This window comes from Enterobacter sp. MGH 16 (assembly GCF_000493175.1).
In the GTDB taxonomy this organism is placed as follows: domain Bacteria; phylum Pseudomonadota; class Gammaproteobacteria; order Enterobacterales; family Enterobacteriaceae; genus Enterobacter; species Enterobacter roggenkampii.
In genome coordinates, this window is sequence record NZ_KI535695.1 from 1,278,261 (window position 1) to 1,293,704 (window position 15,444).

The 15,444-nt window shown below is 55.0% G+C and carries 16 protein-coding genes; 7 read left to right on the forward strand and 9 right to left on the reverse strand.

Annotation, left to right across the window (positions count from 1 at the left end; translation table 11 throughout):
* Window positions 1–28: 28 nt before the first annotated feature.
* Window positions 29–1,213 carry an MFS transporter gene (locus L362_RS16540; protein WP_032637710.1) on the reverse strand — a complete coding sequence of 395 codons (1,185 nt, stop codon included), beginning with the start codon at window positions 1,211–1,213 and terminating at the stop codon, window positions 29–31.
* Between the two features lie 49 nt (window positions 1,214–1,262).
* On the reverse strand, window positions 1,263–2,390 hold the full coding sequence (locus L362_RS16535; protein ID WP_032637711.1) for an alpha/beta hydrolase: 1,128 nt from the start codon (window positions 2,388–2,390) through the stop codon (window positions 1,263–1,265).
* 114 nt (window positions 2,391–2,504) lie between these two features.
* Between L362_RS16535 and L362_RS16530 the strand changes: the two genes are divergently transcribed.
* Entirely contained in the window at window positions 2,505–3,389 is an 885-nt protein-coding gene (locus tag L362_RS16530) for a LysR family transcriptional regulator (protein ID WP_023311521.1), read from the forward strand.
* Between the two features lie 64 nt (window positions 3,390–3,453).
* Here L362_RS16530 and L362_RS16525 read toward each other — a convergent pair whose 3' ends face one another.
* Complete coding sequence (locus L362_RS16525) at window positions 3,454–3,690, reverse strand: tautomerase family protein (RefSeq protein ID WP_021241201.1); 237 nt, start codon at window positions 3,688–3,690, stop codon at window positions 3,454–3,456.
* 61 nt (window positions 3,691–3,751) lie between these two features.
* Here L362_RS16525 and L362_RS16520 point away from each other — a divergent pair, with 61 nt between their 5' ends.
* Together L362_RS16520 and L362_RS16515 are read left to right on the forward strand one after the other, a co-directional pair.
* Window positions 3,752–4,255, forward strand: coding sequence for a winged helix-turn-helix transcriptional regulator (locus L362_RS16520; RefSeq protein ID WP_023344020.1), 504 nt, complete (start codon window positions 3,752–3,754; stop codon window positions 4,253–4,255).
* A 398-nt stretch (window positions 4,256–4,653) separates the two neighbouring features.
* Window positions 4,654–5,109 (forward strand): hypothetical protein, encoded by a 456-nt coding sequence (locus L362_RS16515; protein WP_023344021.1) that lies wholly within the window; start codon window positions 4,654–4,656, stop codon window positions 5,107–5,109.
* Window positions 5,110–5,152: 43 nt separating this feature from the next.
* Here the strand turns inward: L362_RS16515 and L362_RS16510 are convergent, their stop codons facing one another.
* Complete coding sequence (locus L362_RS16510) at window positions 5,153–5,563, reverse strand: YybH family protein (RefSeq protein ID WP_023344022.1); 411 nt, start codon at window positions 5,561–5,563, stop codon at window positions 5,153–5,155.
* 319 nt (window positions 5,564–5,882) lie between these two features.
* On the opposite strand from L362_RS16510, the gene L362_RS0122885 reads away from it, so the two are divergent.
* Window positions 5,883–6,185, forward strand: a complete 303-nt coding sequence (locus L362_RS0122885) for a hypothetical protein (RefSeq protein WP_050009950.1) — start codon at window positions 5,883–5,885, stop codon at window positions 6,183–6,185.
* 138 nt (window positions 6,186–6,323) lie between these two features.
* Window positions 6,324–7,034, forward strand: a complete 711-nt coding sequence (locus L362_RS16505) for a YnfC family lipoprotein (protein WP_008502431.1) — start codon at window positions 6,324–6,326, stop codon at window positions 7,032–7,034.
* A 199-nt stretch (window positions 7,035–7,233) separates the two neighbouring features.
* On the opposite strand, the gene L362_RS16500 is transcribed toward L362_RS16505, so the two are convergent.
* Window positions 7,234–7,548, reverse strand: a complete 315-nt coding sequence (locus L362_RS16500; protein WP_021241207.1) for a YebG family protein — start codon at window positions 7,546–7,548, stop codon at window positions 7,234–7,236.
* 70 nt (window positions 7,549–7,618) lie between these two features.
* A complete protein-coding gene (locus L362_RS16495) occupies window positions 7,619–7,972 on the reverse strand; it encodes a helix-turn-helix domain-containing protein (RefSeq protein WP_021241208.1) in 354 nt (117 codons plus the stop codon).
* A 337-nt stretch (window positions 7,973–8,309) separates the two neighbouring features.
* On the opposite strand from L362_RS16495, the gene L362_RS16490 reads away from it, so the two are divergent.
* Together L362_RS16490 and oqxB are read left to right on the forward strand one after the other, a co-directional pair.
* Window positions 8,310–9,485: an efflux RND transporter periplasmic adaptor subunit gene (locus L362_RS16490; RefSeq protein ID WP_023344023.1), complete on the forward strand. Its 1,176-nt coding sequence runs from the start codon at window positions 8,310–8,312 to the stop codon at window positions 9,483–9,485.
* A 24-nt stretch (window positions 9,486–9,509) separates the two neighbouring features.
* Window positions 9,510–12,665 carry a multidrug efflux RND transporter permease subunit OqxB gene (gene oqxB / locus L362_RS16485; protein ID WP_023344024.1) on the forward strand — a complete coding sequence of 1,052 codons (3,156 nt, stop codon included), beginning with the start codon at window positions 9,510–9,512 and terminating at the stop codon, window positions 12,663–12,665.
* A 66-nt stretch (window positions 12,666–12,731) separates the two neighbouring features.
* On the opposite strand, the gene L362_RS16480 is transcribed toward oqxB, so the two are convergent.
* From L362_RS16480 to L362_RS16470, 3 genes are all read right to left on the reverse strand, one after another.
* Window positions 12,732–13,211 (reverse strand): RrF2 family transcriptional regulator, encoded by a 480-nt coding sequence (locus tag L362_RS16480; protein ID WP_023344025.1) that lies wholly within the window; start codon window positions 13,209–13,211, stop codon window positions 12,732–12,734.
* Window positions 13,212–13,348: 137 nt separating this feature from the next.
* Window positions 13,349–14,737 (reverse strand): sensor histidine kinase, encoded by a 1,389-nt coding sequence (locus L362_RS16475; RefSeq protein ID WP_023344026.1) that lies wholly within the window; start codon window positions 14,735–14,737, stop codon window positions 13,349–13,351.
* Window positions 14,737–15,414 (reverse strand): response regulator, encoded by a 678-nt coding sequence (locus L362_RS16470; RefSeq protein WP_021241213.1) that lies wholly within the window; start codon window positions 15,412–15,414, stop codon window positions 14,737–14,739. Before L362_RS16470 ends, L362_RS16475 begins: the two co-directional genes overlap by 1 nt.
* Window positions 15,415–15,444: the final 30 nt, after the last annotated feature.

Sequence of the window (15,444 nt, forward strand, 5' to 3'; positions counted from 1 at the left end):
GAAAAGCGTCAAAAAATCATCCGGCGCGTTATTTGTGAAGACGCGAAAGCAGAAACGTTAGCGCTGCCGCAAAGAGGAGCACTATGCCACTCAATGCAAACGAGCTCTGCCAGCCATAACGATCGAAGGCTATACCGCCCGCCGTTGAGCCGAGCGCAATGGCGAGCTGGATCACCGCGACCATCAGTCCACCGCCTGCTTCAGCATCCTTCGGCAGCGTTCGCGCAATCCACGTCCACCACCCCGTCGGCGCTGATGTTGCCAGCATCCCCCATAGGCCTGACAGCAGGGCCACAATCCACACGTTATGCCCGGCGAGAATCAACGCGACTGCGATGGCCGCCATCAGTAGAGGGATCGCGATCAGCGTTATGTAAAACGCGGCATTAAGCACCAGGGCAACGAAAAGGGTGCCCACAAAACCTGCAACGCCTATGGTGAGCAAAATTAGCGACAGCCCGGCTCCGCTCACACGGGTGACGGTTTCAAGGAACGGGCGCAGATAGGTAAACAGCGCAAACTGCCCCATAAAGAACAGGCCGCAGGCCAGCAGACCAACGGAAACGGCAGGCTGGCGGAATAACCGAAAAACACTTCCTCGTGATGTACCGTTTTTACGCGCGTTCATGTCAGGCAGGCTTAAACACTGCCAGATGAACGCGACTATCGCCACGGGCACCAGACAAAGAAATGCGCCGCGCCAGCCAATAGTGGCCCCAAGATAGCTGCCAAGCGGGGCGGCCACCACCGTTGCCAGCGCGTTACCGCCGTTGAAAATGGCCAGCGCGCGCGCAACCTTATGCGGCGGAACAAGGCGAATGGCCGTTGCGGCAGACATGGACCAGAACCCGCCTATAGCGATACCGATCAGCGCGCGGCCCGTCATGTAAACCAGATAGTTTGGGGCGAAAGCGATAATCATCCCCGAGAGCGCCATCAGGAGCGTCATGCCCAGAAGAAGGTGTTTGCGGTTTATATTCCCGGCAAGCCGGGAAAGGAAGAGGCTGGTCAGCACCGCCAGCGCGCCGGAAATCGCGATCCCCTGGCCAGCGAGACCCTCCGTAACGCCCAAATCTCTGGCAAGGGGAGTAAGCAGGCTGACGGGCATAAATTCCGAGGCAATCAAGACAAATACGCACAGGGTCATGGCAAAAACGCCACTCCAGTGTGCATGCTCTGTGTTCTGTGATGTGGTGCGGGTCAGTGTAGACATAGTCAGATTTCACAAAGAGCCACCCGTATAGGGCGGGTGGCGTAGAGGTTTATTTCAGGTTGGTTTTGAAGAACTGCTCAAACTGGCCGAAGGGGATCTTCCCGGCAGCATTATCGTAGAGATCGACATGGTTTGCGCCCGGAACAATCACCAGTTCCTTCTGCTTGCTGCCGACCGCTTTAAACGCATCTTCAGCAAAGTAGCGGGAGTGTGCCTTTTCACCGGTTACGATAAGCGTTGGGATAGTAATTTCCCTGCCGTAGCTCAGCAGCGGCATATTCATAAATGATAATGGCGTGGTCGCGGTCCACGCGCCGGTGGAGTTGACGGAGCGCGCATGGAAGCCGCGCGGCATACGGTAGTAGTCAAAGAATTCTTTGAGTACCGGATTCGGGTTGTCAGGTAACGCCTCCGGCAGAATACGTTCAGCTGCCGTCACCTTGCCGTTCTCATCGACATAAATGTCATGGCCGCCGTGCGCGAAGGTACCGTTCTCAGCATCTTTCCAGCGCTGTGCGTTCAGATACTGCAGAACGGCACGGCGGTCAGACGTTGAATAGCGATCTTTCCCGTCGCCCACGCCGTGGCCCATCGCCCGGCTCATGTCATACATCACGCTGGTGGCGACCGCCTTCACGCGGGTGTCCATGGATGCTGCGTTGAGCGCCATACCGCCCCAGCCGCAGATGCCGAGAATACCAATGCGGTTACGATCAACCTCTTTCTGCAAACCGAGGAAGTCCACCGCCGCGCTAAAGTCTTCGGTGTTGATATCCGGAGACGCTACGTTGCGCGGCTGGCCACCGCTTTCGCCCGTATAGGACGGATCGAACGCCAGGGTTACAAACCCATTTTCTGCCAGGGTTTGCGCATACAGGCCGCTGGACTGCTCTTTGACCGCGCCAAATGGCCCGCTGACCGCAATCGCCGCCAGCTTGCGGTCGCCGCGGTTTTTGGGAAGATACAGATCGCCTACCAAAGTGATCCCGTATCGGTTCTGGAAGGACACCTTACGGTGATCGACTTTGTCACTCTCGGCAAAGGTTTTATCCCATGTGCTCACCATCGAAACAGGCGCGTTTGGGTTAGTGGTTTCTGCATAACTCATTGTTGTCACTCCACTTAATGATGCACATAGCAGCATCGCAACGGACAGTTTTTGGGTAAATGTTTTCATAGAAATGAACCCTGGGTTGTTGTGTTGCGGTCATTATAGTTAGCAGAAATAGTGCTGATTAGAGGGCAAAAGCTGCTAGGATTCATATCATATTGTTATAAATGGGTGGGGATGATGGCGAAACGGGAAAACTATAATGAGCTGTACCTGTTCATGCAGGTGGTACGGGAGGGGAGCTTCACGGCGGCCGCGCTTCGGCTTGGGCTGGCGCAATCCGGGATCAGCCGCTCGGTTCGCGAGCTGGAAGAGCGATTGGGCGTTCAACTTCTGGTCCGCACCACGCGCAAGCTCTCGCTCACCCATGCCGGGGAACAGCTTTATCAGACCGCCGAGTCTGCATTCGATACGCTCGATACGGGTCTGGCGACCCTGGCACACTATCGTCAGACGCCGTCCGGCACGGTGCGTATTAATGCCAGCCAGCACGCTATCGATAAATGTCTGCTGCCAAAGCTCGCCATTTTTAAACAGCGTTACCCGGACATCAGGCTGGAATTGATGAATGAAAGCCGCTTCGTCGACATTATCGCCGAGCGGTTCGATGCGGGTGTCAGACTGGGGCCGGAAGTGGGGCAGGGAATGATTGCCGTGCGTATCACGCCTGATATGGAAATGGCCGCGGTGGCTGCCCCGGAACACTTCAGACGCTACGGTTTTCCGCAGACGCCAGCCGATTTAGTGGCTCATCCCTGCATTGCCTACCAGTTTGCCGACGGTAGTGACTATCAGTGGGAACTGGTGCAGGACGGGAAAAAAATCACCCATCGGCCAGAGGGGCAATGGGCGCTGTCTGACAGCTACATGGAAGCCGAGGCCGCCCGGCTGGGGCTTGGGCTGGCCTATGTCCCGGTGGAGCTGGTGGCTGACGATCTGGAGCGCGGAACGCTTATCCGGGTGTTGCAGCGCTATAGCCTGCGCATGGACGGGTTGTACCTCTATTATCCGCACCGCAACGTGTCGCCTGCCCTGAGGGCTGTGATCGATACGCTGAAAATTTAGGGCGCATAACATCACGAGAGCGGACATTCAAACTGCCCGCCGGTGAGCTATGACTAAAAATAAATCAGGACCGCTGTGGTGAGGCAAATTTTGCAGCAATCATTTCAGATGTGGGCTGTATTCCCCCAAGACTCCACTGTTCCGGTTCATGCTCGTCAATACGGATCCATACTGAACGCCGGAATTCAGGATCGCCGTTTCCCTCAATTTCAACAATAAGGTCAGTCATACGACGTAGCAGTTCTTTTTTTTGCTCCGAATTCATCATTCCTTTAATGGTTTGCACATTTACGAAGGGCATTGTATTCTCCTTAAATAACTGAGTCTTTAAATCATACTCAGTTTGCGAGGCAAACGAAGAGATGTCAAAAAATAAATCATTACCGTACTTATTACCTGAGCTTTGTGGGTTAGCGGCGGCCGCTGAGCTTCTTGGCGATCAATGGGTTTTGTTGATTCTGAGAGAGGCGTTTTATGGGGTAACACGCTTTGAAACGATACGGGATCATACAAAAATCACCCGGCAGACGCTGGCGAACCGGTTAAAAAAAATGACTGAACTCGGCCTGCTTTGCAAAATCCCTTATCAGGAAGAAGGGGCGCGTGAACGGTATGAGTATGTTCTTACCGCCAAAAGCCGCAGCCTTGCGCCGATTCTTTTCTCTTTGATGGAGTGGGGTCATAAAAACATACTGCACGACGCACCACATATTGCCTTAACAGACAAAGAAAGTGGAGAAGTGGTGAGTAGCGCCTATGTTACCGTCGACGGTAAGTTCGTTGATCCTAAAAACGTTCGGTTAACGTTTCACGACAGCCAATACTCCGCCGCCATGCCCCAGGCGCCTGACCATACTGACGCTTAAAGCTGCGGTTGAAGGAATGCCGGGAGTCAAAGCCCAGCGAGAGCGGTGATTGATACCCTTAAAATTTAGGGCAGCGTTGTCATTCTGGAAGGCGCCTCGCAAACCGCAAAGTAACCTTATGAAATTCAGCGTTATGTCTTTTCCTCTACGGGGCGCGGTCGTAAAGTGCCTGCGTTGCGGCACATCCGCAATCGGGCGTAGGAACCCGCATCTACAGAGCGATATTTATATGTCGCGACAGCGCCGATCTCGTTAAAATTGCGGTGGCGCTGACGGAGCAGCCGCAAGGCTGGCCGTTTTCTCTGTGGGCGGTATTCCTACCTCTGTCAGCGCTACCCCCTCGAGCGTAGGAACTCATCGGATGGTTCACCCAATTTATACACTGAGGATGCCTTACGATGGCTACTATCCCAACCCTGACTTACCTTCCATCTGACGAAAACGTCATTCTGCAACTTATCTCCCGACCGCTTCCGGCCGATGCCGATCTCTTTGACGTCGCCGACAACTGCGCCGCGCTGGTGAGCGTGCTGGTCGAAACCGATGATGTCGCGAGCCGTACTGCGCTGTGCGAGCGTCTCCTTGAGGCTCTGCGCAGGCTGCGCGCACTCTGCGATGCCGATCTTCCGCCATACCTGATTGAACAGTTGATCATGGGTGAGAAAACCAACTCCTGCGTGCCCGACTGCTGGCAGGACACCTTAACGCAGGTGGACTATGTTCTGGCGCTGACGCAAGCCGTTATGGGGGGAACGCTGCCCGCTCACGTAGTGAAGGAGCTGACAGGCCTGCTGCACGATATGGTGTGGCTGCTGGCTGAGTTTGTGAAGGAGCCGCGCATTACTGCGCATTAAGGGGCTGGCGTGGAGGGGCGGCAGCGCCCCTTTGAAAGTGTGATTAACGCGATCGGTTCCCGGTATCCAGAAGCGACGTGCCGTAGGAGTTGTCGATAGTACAAAGCCAGCGACCGTCGCTTTCCTGCCGAAAAACATAGGTCGCGCGGCGCGACATTTCCGTTATTCCACCCTGACCATCAGGAAAACGCAGAACGGTTTCCATGATAACGAGGGCATTGTCACCGCCTTCGATCACCTGCATCTCTCCTTGTTCCACAATCAATTGGTCCTGGAAATAATCCGAGATGGCAACAAACGCGCTGCGGATGTTGTCTTTGCCTTTAACAACCATTCCGGGCTTGACCACCAGAACTGCATCTTCGGCGTAGTGTTTCATCAGCGCGTCATAGTTTTTGGTGGTGATGGCGCGATCGCAGGATTCGATTATCTGGCGTAGCGGGTGTGGGGTCATGCGTATTTTCTCAGAGAGAGGGAAAGCGTATTAACTTAACAGTCTGGCGTGTTTGTATAGCTACCAGGTTTTGTGGTTGGAAGGTTTAGCATAGAAGCGGATAGTTTTAAGGTTACGCCTGCTATGGGTGGTGAGCTCAACGGGGCGATTTCTAAACTGATATCGAGTCATTAAAACCTTCATCTGTCAGGTTTTGTGTCAGCAGTCACTACAGCAGGATAATAACTTCCTTGGGTAACTAAAGATTTTTTGCACAAAGTCGATAACTCCCCGGAAGACAGTCATTTGACGAAACAGTATTTATCAGGGGAAAAAGAAGTTGAGATTTCTAACATTGTTTATCCTCCTTATTGCTATTACTCTACATGCCGAAGAACATGATTATGGCCCACCTGTCTCTGTATGCCTGAACAAACATACCATTCCCTATATCAACACGATGATTCCAGCTGAAAATATTGTTAATGACGCTTATCTGACATGCCAGGGTGTCGTTGATGAATGGAATCGTGAGAGAGAATCCTTGCCCAAAGAAATGGTCATCAAGCAGAATAAGGAGTTGCGTGATATGTATATCAGGATGATTGAGATCCGTCGGAAAGCGAGTGCACACAAAAAATGAGGGACCCTTGTATCGATTGATTAGAACAAAAAGCAGACACTTAACGTGTGTCATGGAAACGCTTCGATTATTCGTAAAATATGAGAGCGCGAATTCACATCATCGTTGAATGCTATTTTATTAATAAAGGGATGACTTATGAAAGCAGGTGTTTTTTTAAATCTATTATTATTGACGTTATCATTTGATGTCGCGGCATTTACTCAATTCAAACCGGCGGTCTTAAATGCTGCTCTTTTATTCGATCATGATGCAACAACCGGGAACGTAAAACATAGCCTCCAGTGGATGCGGGATGTTACAGGTAAACTTCAGGTTATGACAGAAGTTAGATATGATCGCAGCGGATGCTTTACGAGTATCAACATGGTTGACAAGGCAAATGATCGAGAGTTTCATTTGGTCAATAAAGATGGCTTACTGACGTCACTTAAAGGCCAGCGTATTACCGGAAAAATAAATGAGCGCTGCGAAATTACTGAGCTTGAGAATGAAAAAGGTAATTACTTACTCAGTTATAATATACGTGGCTTGCTGGAAAAAATAATGGACAAAGATACGGGCGAAGTTGTAGAGCGATATGAATATCACAACAGCCAATTCCCCGTTCGCATAATAAACTACAAAGATCCAAAAGATGAACGCATCGTTTACCCATCCGGGAGTGCGCAATTCCTTGACTCAGAATTAGTGTCGAAAAGAGAGGACATCACTTTCATGGTGAAGCAAAGCTGTGCTTACACCGCTGATGGTAATGCAGATAAATGCTCGCTGATAGCATCCACTAATGACGACTATCGTGACTCAAGCCTCGTATGGATTTCTAATCACAAAAATGAATATTTCTAAATTATATTAAAAGGACTGAACCCACGTCACCTTCCCGAAAGGTTGATTAACGTCCTATTTTTTTATGTCAGTGCATCATCTCCTGCTTTGAAACGATGGTATCGTTAACATCAATCAGCAGGAGAGTACTACAGACAGCCAAAAAGCCGTAAGCAGTTATCTGCTTACGGCTTCCAGAACGGTGATGATTTTCTGACAATCAGGCCGCTTTCACAGCCCTGATTTTTTTCGTGTCAGCCGCATCGGATTCTGTTTTATCAGCAGCAGCAGCAGTGAGATCGGGAAGCTTGCTGGTACGCAGAATATGCTGCACGGTCTCTTTCTGCTCGGCGAGATACAGGCCAAGATTTTCAGCCTGCGTTTCATCCATCTGCATTCCGCTTTGCAACAGCCAGTCGGTGAACGCGTCGGCCATATCGAGCAGCTTGTCGTGAGCGTCAGCCTCTTTCTTACTGGCAAATGTCATTTTCTCTTCACCTTTTCTTACGACAACAAATTTTGTTTCAACAGCCATCGTGCACCTCGCTATACTGTATTTATATACAGTATATCAGCACCGGTTCGATGTTGCAGCAAAATATGCATTACTGGTGAAGCTGCTGCGTTTCGGGGCCACCCATACTGCGTCGCCACGCTCCGGGCGCCTGACCATACTGGCGCTTAAAGCTGCGGTTGAAGGACTGCTGGGAGTCAAAGCCCAGCGCGATCGCCACGTTCAGAATCGGTTCATCGCTGTGGGATAACCGCTCAACCGATTTTTGCAGCTTTTGCGCGCGAATATACCCGGCGAGGGGATAGCCCGTATGCTCTTTGAACAGGCGCTGGAGGTGCCATTTCGAGTAGCCGGAACGCCTGGCGACGGTCTCAATGTCCAGGCGGCTGTCCAGGTTGTTGTCGATCCAGTCGAGTAAATCATGCATAAATGCGCCAGTGTTCATCTGGTTACCCCCACGCAGCGGATGAAAAAGTATCTTTGTCTGTTGCATTAAAAGGTGGCGCGTTTTTGCAGTAATTGCAAGTTTTATTGTTGCATTTAAATCCCTGACCGAAACGGGTCTTTTCACATCCGCTCAAATAGCACATAAAGTGCAACAATTATTCTTGCACTTAGTTAAGTGCCTTCCTACAATCGCCGCGAATAGTGTATTCGCAACTGTTACAGTTTTGTGGCGATGAACGACACAAATGGCCTTAAGACAGCCCCCGGACAAAGGAAGTGGCGCGGTGCCTCCTGCTGCGTCTTGCCCGGTGGCGACAATTATCGGAATAAAAATAATGAGCCTGCAAAAAACCTGGGGTAACTCTCCTCTGAGCGCGCTGGGGGCCATGTTGCTCTCCGTGCTGCTCGTCGGATGCGATGACAGCGTCGCGCAAAATGCCGCGCCACCTGCGCCTGCCGTGAGTGCCGCTGACGTGGTGGTGAAATCGATTAGCCAGTGGGATAGCTTTAACGGCCGGATTGAAGCGGTGGAGAGCGTTCAGCTGCGCCCGCGCGTGTCCGGCTACATTGATAAGGTGAATTACACCGACGGCCAGGAAGTGAAGAAGGGCGAGGTGCTGTTCACCATTGATGACCGTACCTATCGCGCCGCGCTGGAACAGGCGCAGGCGAACCTGGCGAGAGCCAAAACGCAGGCCAGCCTCGCGCAAAGTGAGGCTAACCGTACAGATAAGCTGATCAATACCCATCTGGTCTCACGGGAAGAGTGGGAGCAGCGTCGCTCGGCTGCCGTTCAGGCGCAGGCCGATATTCGCGCCGCGCAGGCGGCGGTTGACGCAGCCCAGCTCAACCTGGACTTCACCAAAGTGACCGCGCCTATCGATGGTCGCGCCAGCCGGGCGCTGATCACCAGCGGGAACCTGGTGACTGCGGGCGATACCGCCAGCGTCCTCACCACGCTGGTCTCGCAGAAGACGGTGTACGTCTACTTTGACGTGGACGAGTCAACCTACCTTCACTATCAAAACCTGGCCCGCAGCGGGCAGGGGGCGTCCAGCAATCACACGGCGCTGCCGGTTGAGATTGGCCTGACGGGCGAGGAGGGCTATCCCCATCAGGGCAAAGTGGATTTCCTGGATAACCAGCTCACGCCGAGCACCGGGACCATCCGCATGCGCGCGCTGCTGGATAACTCACAGCGTCAGTTCACGCCGGGACTGTTTGCCCGCGTACGCCTGCCGGGCAGCGCGGAGTTCAAAGCTACGCTTATCGACGACAAGGCGGTGCTGACCGATCAGGATCGAAAATACGTCTATATCGTGGATAAAGAGGGGAAAGCGCAGCGTCGCGACATTACGCCGGGTCGTCTGGCAGACGGTTTACGCATCGTGCGGCAGGGGCTGAACCCAGGTGACAAAGTCATCGTCGAGGGTTTACAGAAAGTGTTTATGCCGGGTATGCCGGTTAATGCCAAAACCGTAGCCATGACCGCCAGCGCCGCCCTCAACTGATCACTTGACCTGAGAATCCAACCCATGGACTTTTCCCGCTTTTTTATCGACAGGCCGATCTTTGCTGCCGTCCTGTCGATTCTGATTTTTATCACAGGGTTAATCGCCATCCCGCTGCTGCCGGTGAGCGAATACCCTGACGTCGTGCCGCCAAGCGTGCAGGTGCGCGCCGAGTACCCGGGCGCCAACCCGAAAGTGATTGCCGAGACCGTGGCGACGCCGCTGGAAGAGGCGATCAACGGCGTCGAGAACATGATGTACATGAAATCCGTCGCGGGCTCGGACGGCGTGCTGGTAACCACCGTGACCTTCCGTCCGGGGACTGACCCGGATCAGGCGCAGGTTCAGGTGCAGAACCGCGTCGCGCAGGCCGAAGCGCGTCTGCCGGAGGACGTGCGGCGTCTGGGCATTACCACCCAGAAGCAGTCGCCCACGCTGACGCTGGTGGTGCATCTGTTTTCGCCAAACGGTAAGTACGATTCTCTGTATATGCGCAACTACGCCACGCTGAAGGTGAAGGATGAGCTGGCGCGCCTGCCCGGCGTCGGCCAGATCCAGATTTTCGGCTCCGGCGAGTACGCGATGCGCGTCTGGCTGGACCCTAATAAAGTGGCGGCGCGCGGGCTGACCGCCTCGGACGTGGTCACGGCGATGCAGGAGCAAAACGTACAGGTCTCCGCCGGTCAGCTTGGCGCCGAGCCGCTGCCGAAAGAGAGCGACTTCCTGATCTCCATTAACGCCCAGGGGCGCCTGCATACCGAAGAAGAGTTTGGCAATATTGTCCTGAAAACAACGCAGGATGGTACGGTCGTCCGCCTGCGCGACGTGGCGCGGATTGAAATGGGGTCCGGGAGCTATGCCCTGCGTTCCCAGCTGAACAATAAAGACGCGGTCGGGATTGGTATCTTCCAGTCGCCGGGGGCGAACGCCATCGATCTGTCTAACGCGGTGCGTGCGAAAATGGACGAACTGTCCACGCGCTTCCCGGCAGACATGAAGTGGGCGGCACCTTACGATCCGACGGTCTTTGTGCGTGATTCGATCCGTGCGGTGGTGCAAACGCTGCTGGAAGCCGTGGTGCTGGTCGTGCTGGTGGTGATTCTGTTCCTGCAAACCTGGCGCGCGTCGATCATTCCGCTGATCGCGGTGCCGGTGTCGGTGGTGGGTACTTTCAGCATTCTCTACCTGCTGGGCTTCTCGCTGAATACCCTCAGCCTGTTCGGCTTGGTGCTCGCCATCGGTATCGTGGTGGACGATGCCATCGTGGTGGTGGAAAACGTCGAGCGAAATATCGAAGAGGGGCTTGCGCCGCTTGCGGCCGCGCACCAGGCGATGCGTGAAGTGTCCGGGCCGATTATCGCGATTGCGCTGGTGCTGTGCGCGGTGTTTGTGCCGATGGCGTTTCTCTCGGGCGTTACCGGTCAGTTCTACAAGCAGTTTGCGGTGACGATCGCGATATCGACGGTGATTTCAGCGATTAACTCGCTGACGCTCTCTCCGGCGCTGGCGGCACTGCTGTTAAAGCCCCACGGCGCGCCGAAAGATTTCCCGACCCGGCTTATCGACCGTCTGTTCGGCTGGATTTTCCGTCCGTTTAACCGCTTTTTCCTCCGCAGCTCAAACGGCTATCAGGGGCTGGTGGGCAAAACGCTGGGACGGCGGGGTGCGGTATTCGTGGTTTACCTGCTGCTGCTCTGTGCCGCAGGCGTCATGTTTAAAGCGGTGCCCGGCGGGTTTATTCCCACGCAGGACAAGCTGTACCTGATTGGCGGCGTGAAAATGCCGGAAGGCTCCTCGCTGGCCCGCACCGATGCGGTGATCCGCAAAATGAGCGAAATCGGGATGAATACCGAAGGCGTGGATTATGCGGTCGCGTTTCCGGGGCTGAACGCGCTGCAGTTCACCAATACGCCGAATACCGGAACGGTCTTCTTTGGCCTGAAGCCGTTCGACCAGCGTAAACATTCCGCGGCGGAAATTAACGCGGAAATTAACGCGAAAATCGCGCAAATCCAGCAGGGCTTTGGCTTCTCCATTCTGCCGCCGCCGATTTTAGGGCTGGGTCAGGGGTCGGGCTATTCCCTGTACATTCAGGATCGCGGTGGCCTGGGCTATGGCGCGCTGCAAAACGCGGTGAACACCATGTCCGGTGCAATCATGCAGACGCCGGGGATGCATTTCCCGATCTCAACCTACCAGGCTAACGTGCCGCAGCTGGACGTCCAGGTTGACCGCGACAAGGCGAAAGCGCAGGGCGTGTCGCTGACCGATCTTTTCGGGACGCTGCAAACCTATCTGGGCTCGTCGTACGTCAATGATTTCAACCAGTTCGGACGAACCTGGCGCGTGATGGCGCAGGCTGACGGGCAGTTCCGCGACAGCGTGGAAGATATTGCGAATCTGCGTACCCGCAACAGCCAGGGCGAAATGGTGCCGATTGGCAGTATGGTGAACATCACGACCACCTACGGGCCGGATCCGGTGATCCGTTACAACGGCTACCCGGCGGCGGACCTGATTGGCGATGCCGACCCGCGCGTGCTCTCATCTGCACAGGCGATGACGCAGCTGGACGCGATGTCTAAGCAGATCCTGCCGAACGGGATGAACATCGAATGGACGGACCTGAGCTTCCAGCAGGCCACCCAGGGCAACACGGCGCTGATCGTCTTCCCGGTCGCGGTGCTGCTGGCATTCCTGGTGCTGGCGGCGCTGTATGAAAGCTGGACGCTGCCACTGGCGGTGATCCTCATCGTGCCGATGACCCTGCTCTCCGCGCTGTTTGGCGTCTGGCTGACCGGGGGCGATAACAACGTCTTCGTGCAGGTGGGGCTGGTGGTGCTGATGGGGCTGGCCTGTAAAAACGCCATTCTTATCGTGGAGTTTGCCCGCGAGCTGGAAATTCAGGGTAAAGGCATCATGGAGGCCGCGCTGGAGGCGTGCCGCCTGCGTTTACGCCCGATTGTGATGACCTCCATCGCCTTTATTGCCGGGACCATTCCGCTGATCCTCGGCCACGGCGCGGGCGCAGAAGTACGCGGCGTCACCGGGATCACGGTGTTCTCCGGTATGCTGGGGGTGACGCTGTTTGGTCTGTTCCTGACGCCGGTGTTCTACGTGACGCTGCGTAAGTTCGTCACGCGCGGCAAAAAAGAGGAAAGGGACGTGCTGCCCGCGTAGGGACGTTGCTGATAATAAAAAACCGCCTTCACAGTGAAGGCGGTTTTTTTTCGCATCAGGTAAACGTTATGACGTTTTTTGATACTGGGCAATGAGGTCGGGGAGCGAATCCCATCCGCTGCTGTCGGCGTTTTTCACCGCTTCCAGGGCGCTAGCCACGGTATGGCGCTCCAGTACCGCTAACGACGCCTGCTCGGCCTCTTCGGAAATCGATTTAAAGTACCAGCAGGCGTTAGCGCTGACCACGCAGCGGGCCGGTACGTCAGGGCGCGACGCCCACAGTTTTTTATCTTCGATGACCGACAGGTAGATGTCGCGCAGGGTGATCTCTTCCGGCGGGCGACCAAGATGAATGGAGCCGTTACGGCCAAGCGTTGAGACGATAATGCCGTCTCGCGTCAGCGGAACCATCAATTTGCGGATGAAGCTCGGGTTTGCTTCCAGACCGTAGGCCAGAATCGCACTCGTTGAACGTTCACCCAATTGCTCCGCCATCGCTACGCTGAGAACCATCTGCAAAGCTGTCGGGAAGCGGTAATCTAACATTTCTCTGTCCTGGGTTGCGGTGAATCTTGTTCTTTTTGGCACCGCAGAGGTGAATAAGCAATAAACAACAATATAACAAATACGGTAATTATTTTGAAGCAATCTGCGGCATTTGCGATCAAACCCCCTGTTCTGCTTTAGCTAAACGTGCGGTTCGGGAAGTCAACTGTGACCAGGAGGCCACCTTCTGCAGAAGTACTCAGATTTACGCTGCTGTTGTGCTGCTGCGCCACCGCTTTGACGATGGCAAGCCCCAGCCCGCTGCCGCTCTGCACCTGATTGGGATCGCGGAAAAAGCGGTCGAACACGCGCTCCCGCAGCTCATCCGGAATACCCGGGCCCGCATCGGAGACGCGCAGCTGAACGACGCGATCGCAGGCGCTCACGTCGACCTGAATCCGCCCGCCCTCGGGGCTGTATTTCACGGCGTTCTCAATGAGATTATCAATCAGCGACACCAGGCGTTCCCTGACGCCGTGGATCCAGACGTCATCCTCGGCAAAGAATTCCAGCTCAATTTTGCGCGCAGACGCTAGCGGTTCCAGCTCGGCCATTCGTTCCTGAATAAGCGTTGTCAGCGGCACGGGTTCCATCGCCGTATCAATGCGCGCTTCGCTGTGCATCATCAGCAGCAGCTGATTGACGAGGCGCGCGGCGCGGCTGTTGCTGCGAATCACGCCCGCAAGCAGCTCCTTCTGGCTCTCGCTGATGACCCAGGACTGCAGCGCCTCCACGTTGATGCGCATCGCCGCGAGGGGGGTACGCAGCTCGTGTGCAGCATCCGCGATGAAAACCCGCTCCCTTTCCGCGCTTTCACGCACCCTGGCAAGGAAGTCGTTGATCGCGTCCACCATCTGGCGAAGCTCCCGGTGCTTCGGTACGGCTCTTAAAGGGGAGAGGTCGTCCGGCGTGCGTAACGTAATTTCATTGACCACCTTATTCCATGGACGCATCGCAATGCGGATTGAGAGCCACGCGGGAAACAGCAGAAACGGGAAGCAGACCAGCAGCGGCAGGATGTAGTACCCGCGAGAGTTCAGATAGATAAAGAAGTTCCAGCCGCTGGCTGGCGTGAAGAGGGTGACCTCAACGTCAGAGTGAGGGGATTTAAGGGTGCGGCTGGTCCAGGTACGATCTCCACTCTGAACGTGCTCCAGTTCTCCGAATCGGGTGTTTGTTATCCCCGCGGGCGCATCGTCGGAGGCAAAAATAACGGCATTATTCTTGCGAACGATGAGGTTAATCGACAGCACGGGATCTTCCCCTCCGCCGTAACCTTCCCGCAGGGCCTGGCTAAAGGCTTCCAGCACGGCGGTACGATCCTGCGGACGTCCGTCCATACGCTCAGCCAGGGTAAAAACGGTTTCGTATGTTTTACTGCCCGTGAGGATGGGAGGGCTGCGCAGGTCCTCCCACAGAATAAAGGTTAGAAAAAGACACCACAGCAGGGTCAGCAGAAGCATCTGGGCGATGATAATTCGGCGCACCAGCGTCGGGCGCCTCAGGTGATACCAGACGTTTTGCATTAACCGCTCACCTTTTGAATGGAGACGGTATCAATGACGTACCCGACGCCCCGGACCGTTCGCACATAGCCGTCGCCGATTTTCCGCCGCAAATTTCCCATATGCACGTCGAGCGCGTTGCTGAGGTTCTCTTTGTTGCCGAATATCCTTTCCTCCAGAAACCGCCGTGTCAGCACGCGGTCCGCGCGCAGCATCAACGTTTCCAGCAGCGCGTATTCACTGGCCGTCAAATCGATATGGCGGGCACTCACCGTCACGCGACGCGTCGGGACATGAAGAGAGAGCCCGCGAATTTCTATCGCCTCATTTTCAAAACCGTAGCTGCGCCGTGCAAGGGCTCGCACTCGCGCCAGCAGCTCGGCGAGAATAAAAGGTTTGACGAGATAGTCGTCCGCGCCGGCATCCAGCCCGCACAGGCGATCCTGCAGCGTCCCTCGCGCCGTCAGGATGATGACGGGGATCCCCTTGAGCTGCTGGCGCAAACGCGTCATCAGGCTCATGCCATCGCCGTCGGGTAGCCCCAGGTCGAGCAAAATAAGTTCCGGCACGCAGACGTCAAGCTGATGCAGCGCATCCTCTTTACGGCGAACCCATATGACGTCAAACCCTTGATCTGAGAGGGCGATACGTACGCCATTGCCGAGATCCAGGTCGTCTTCGATAAGTAGAATTTTCACATTGGTAACGGTATCAACCGTGAATGAAGA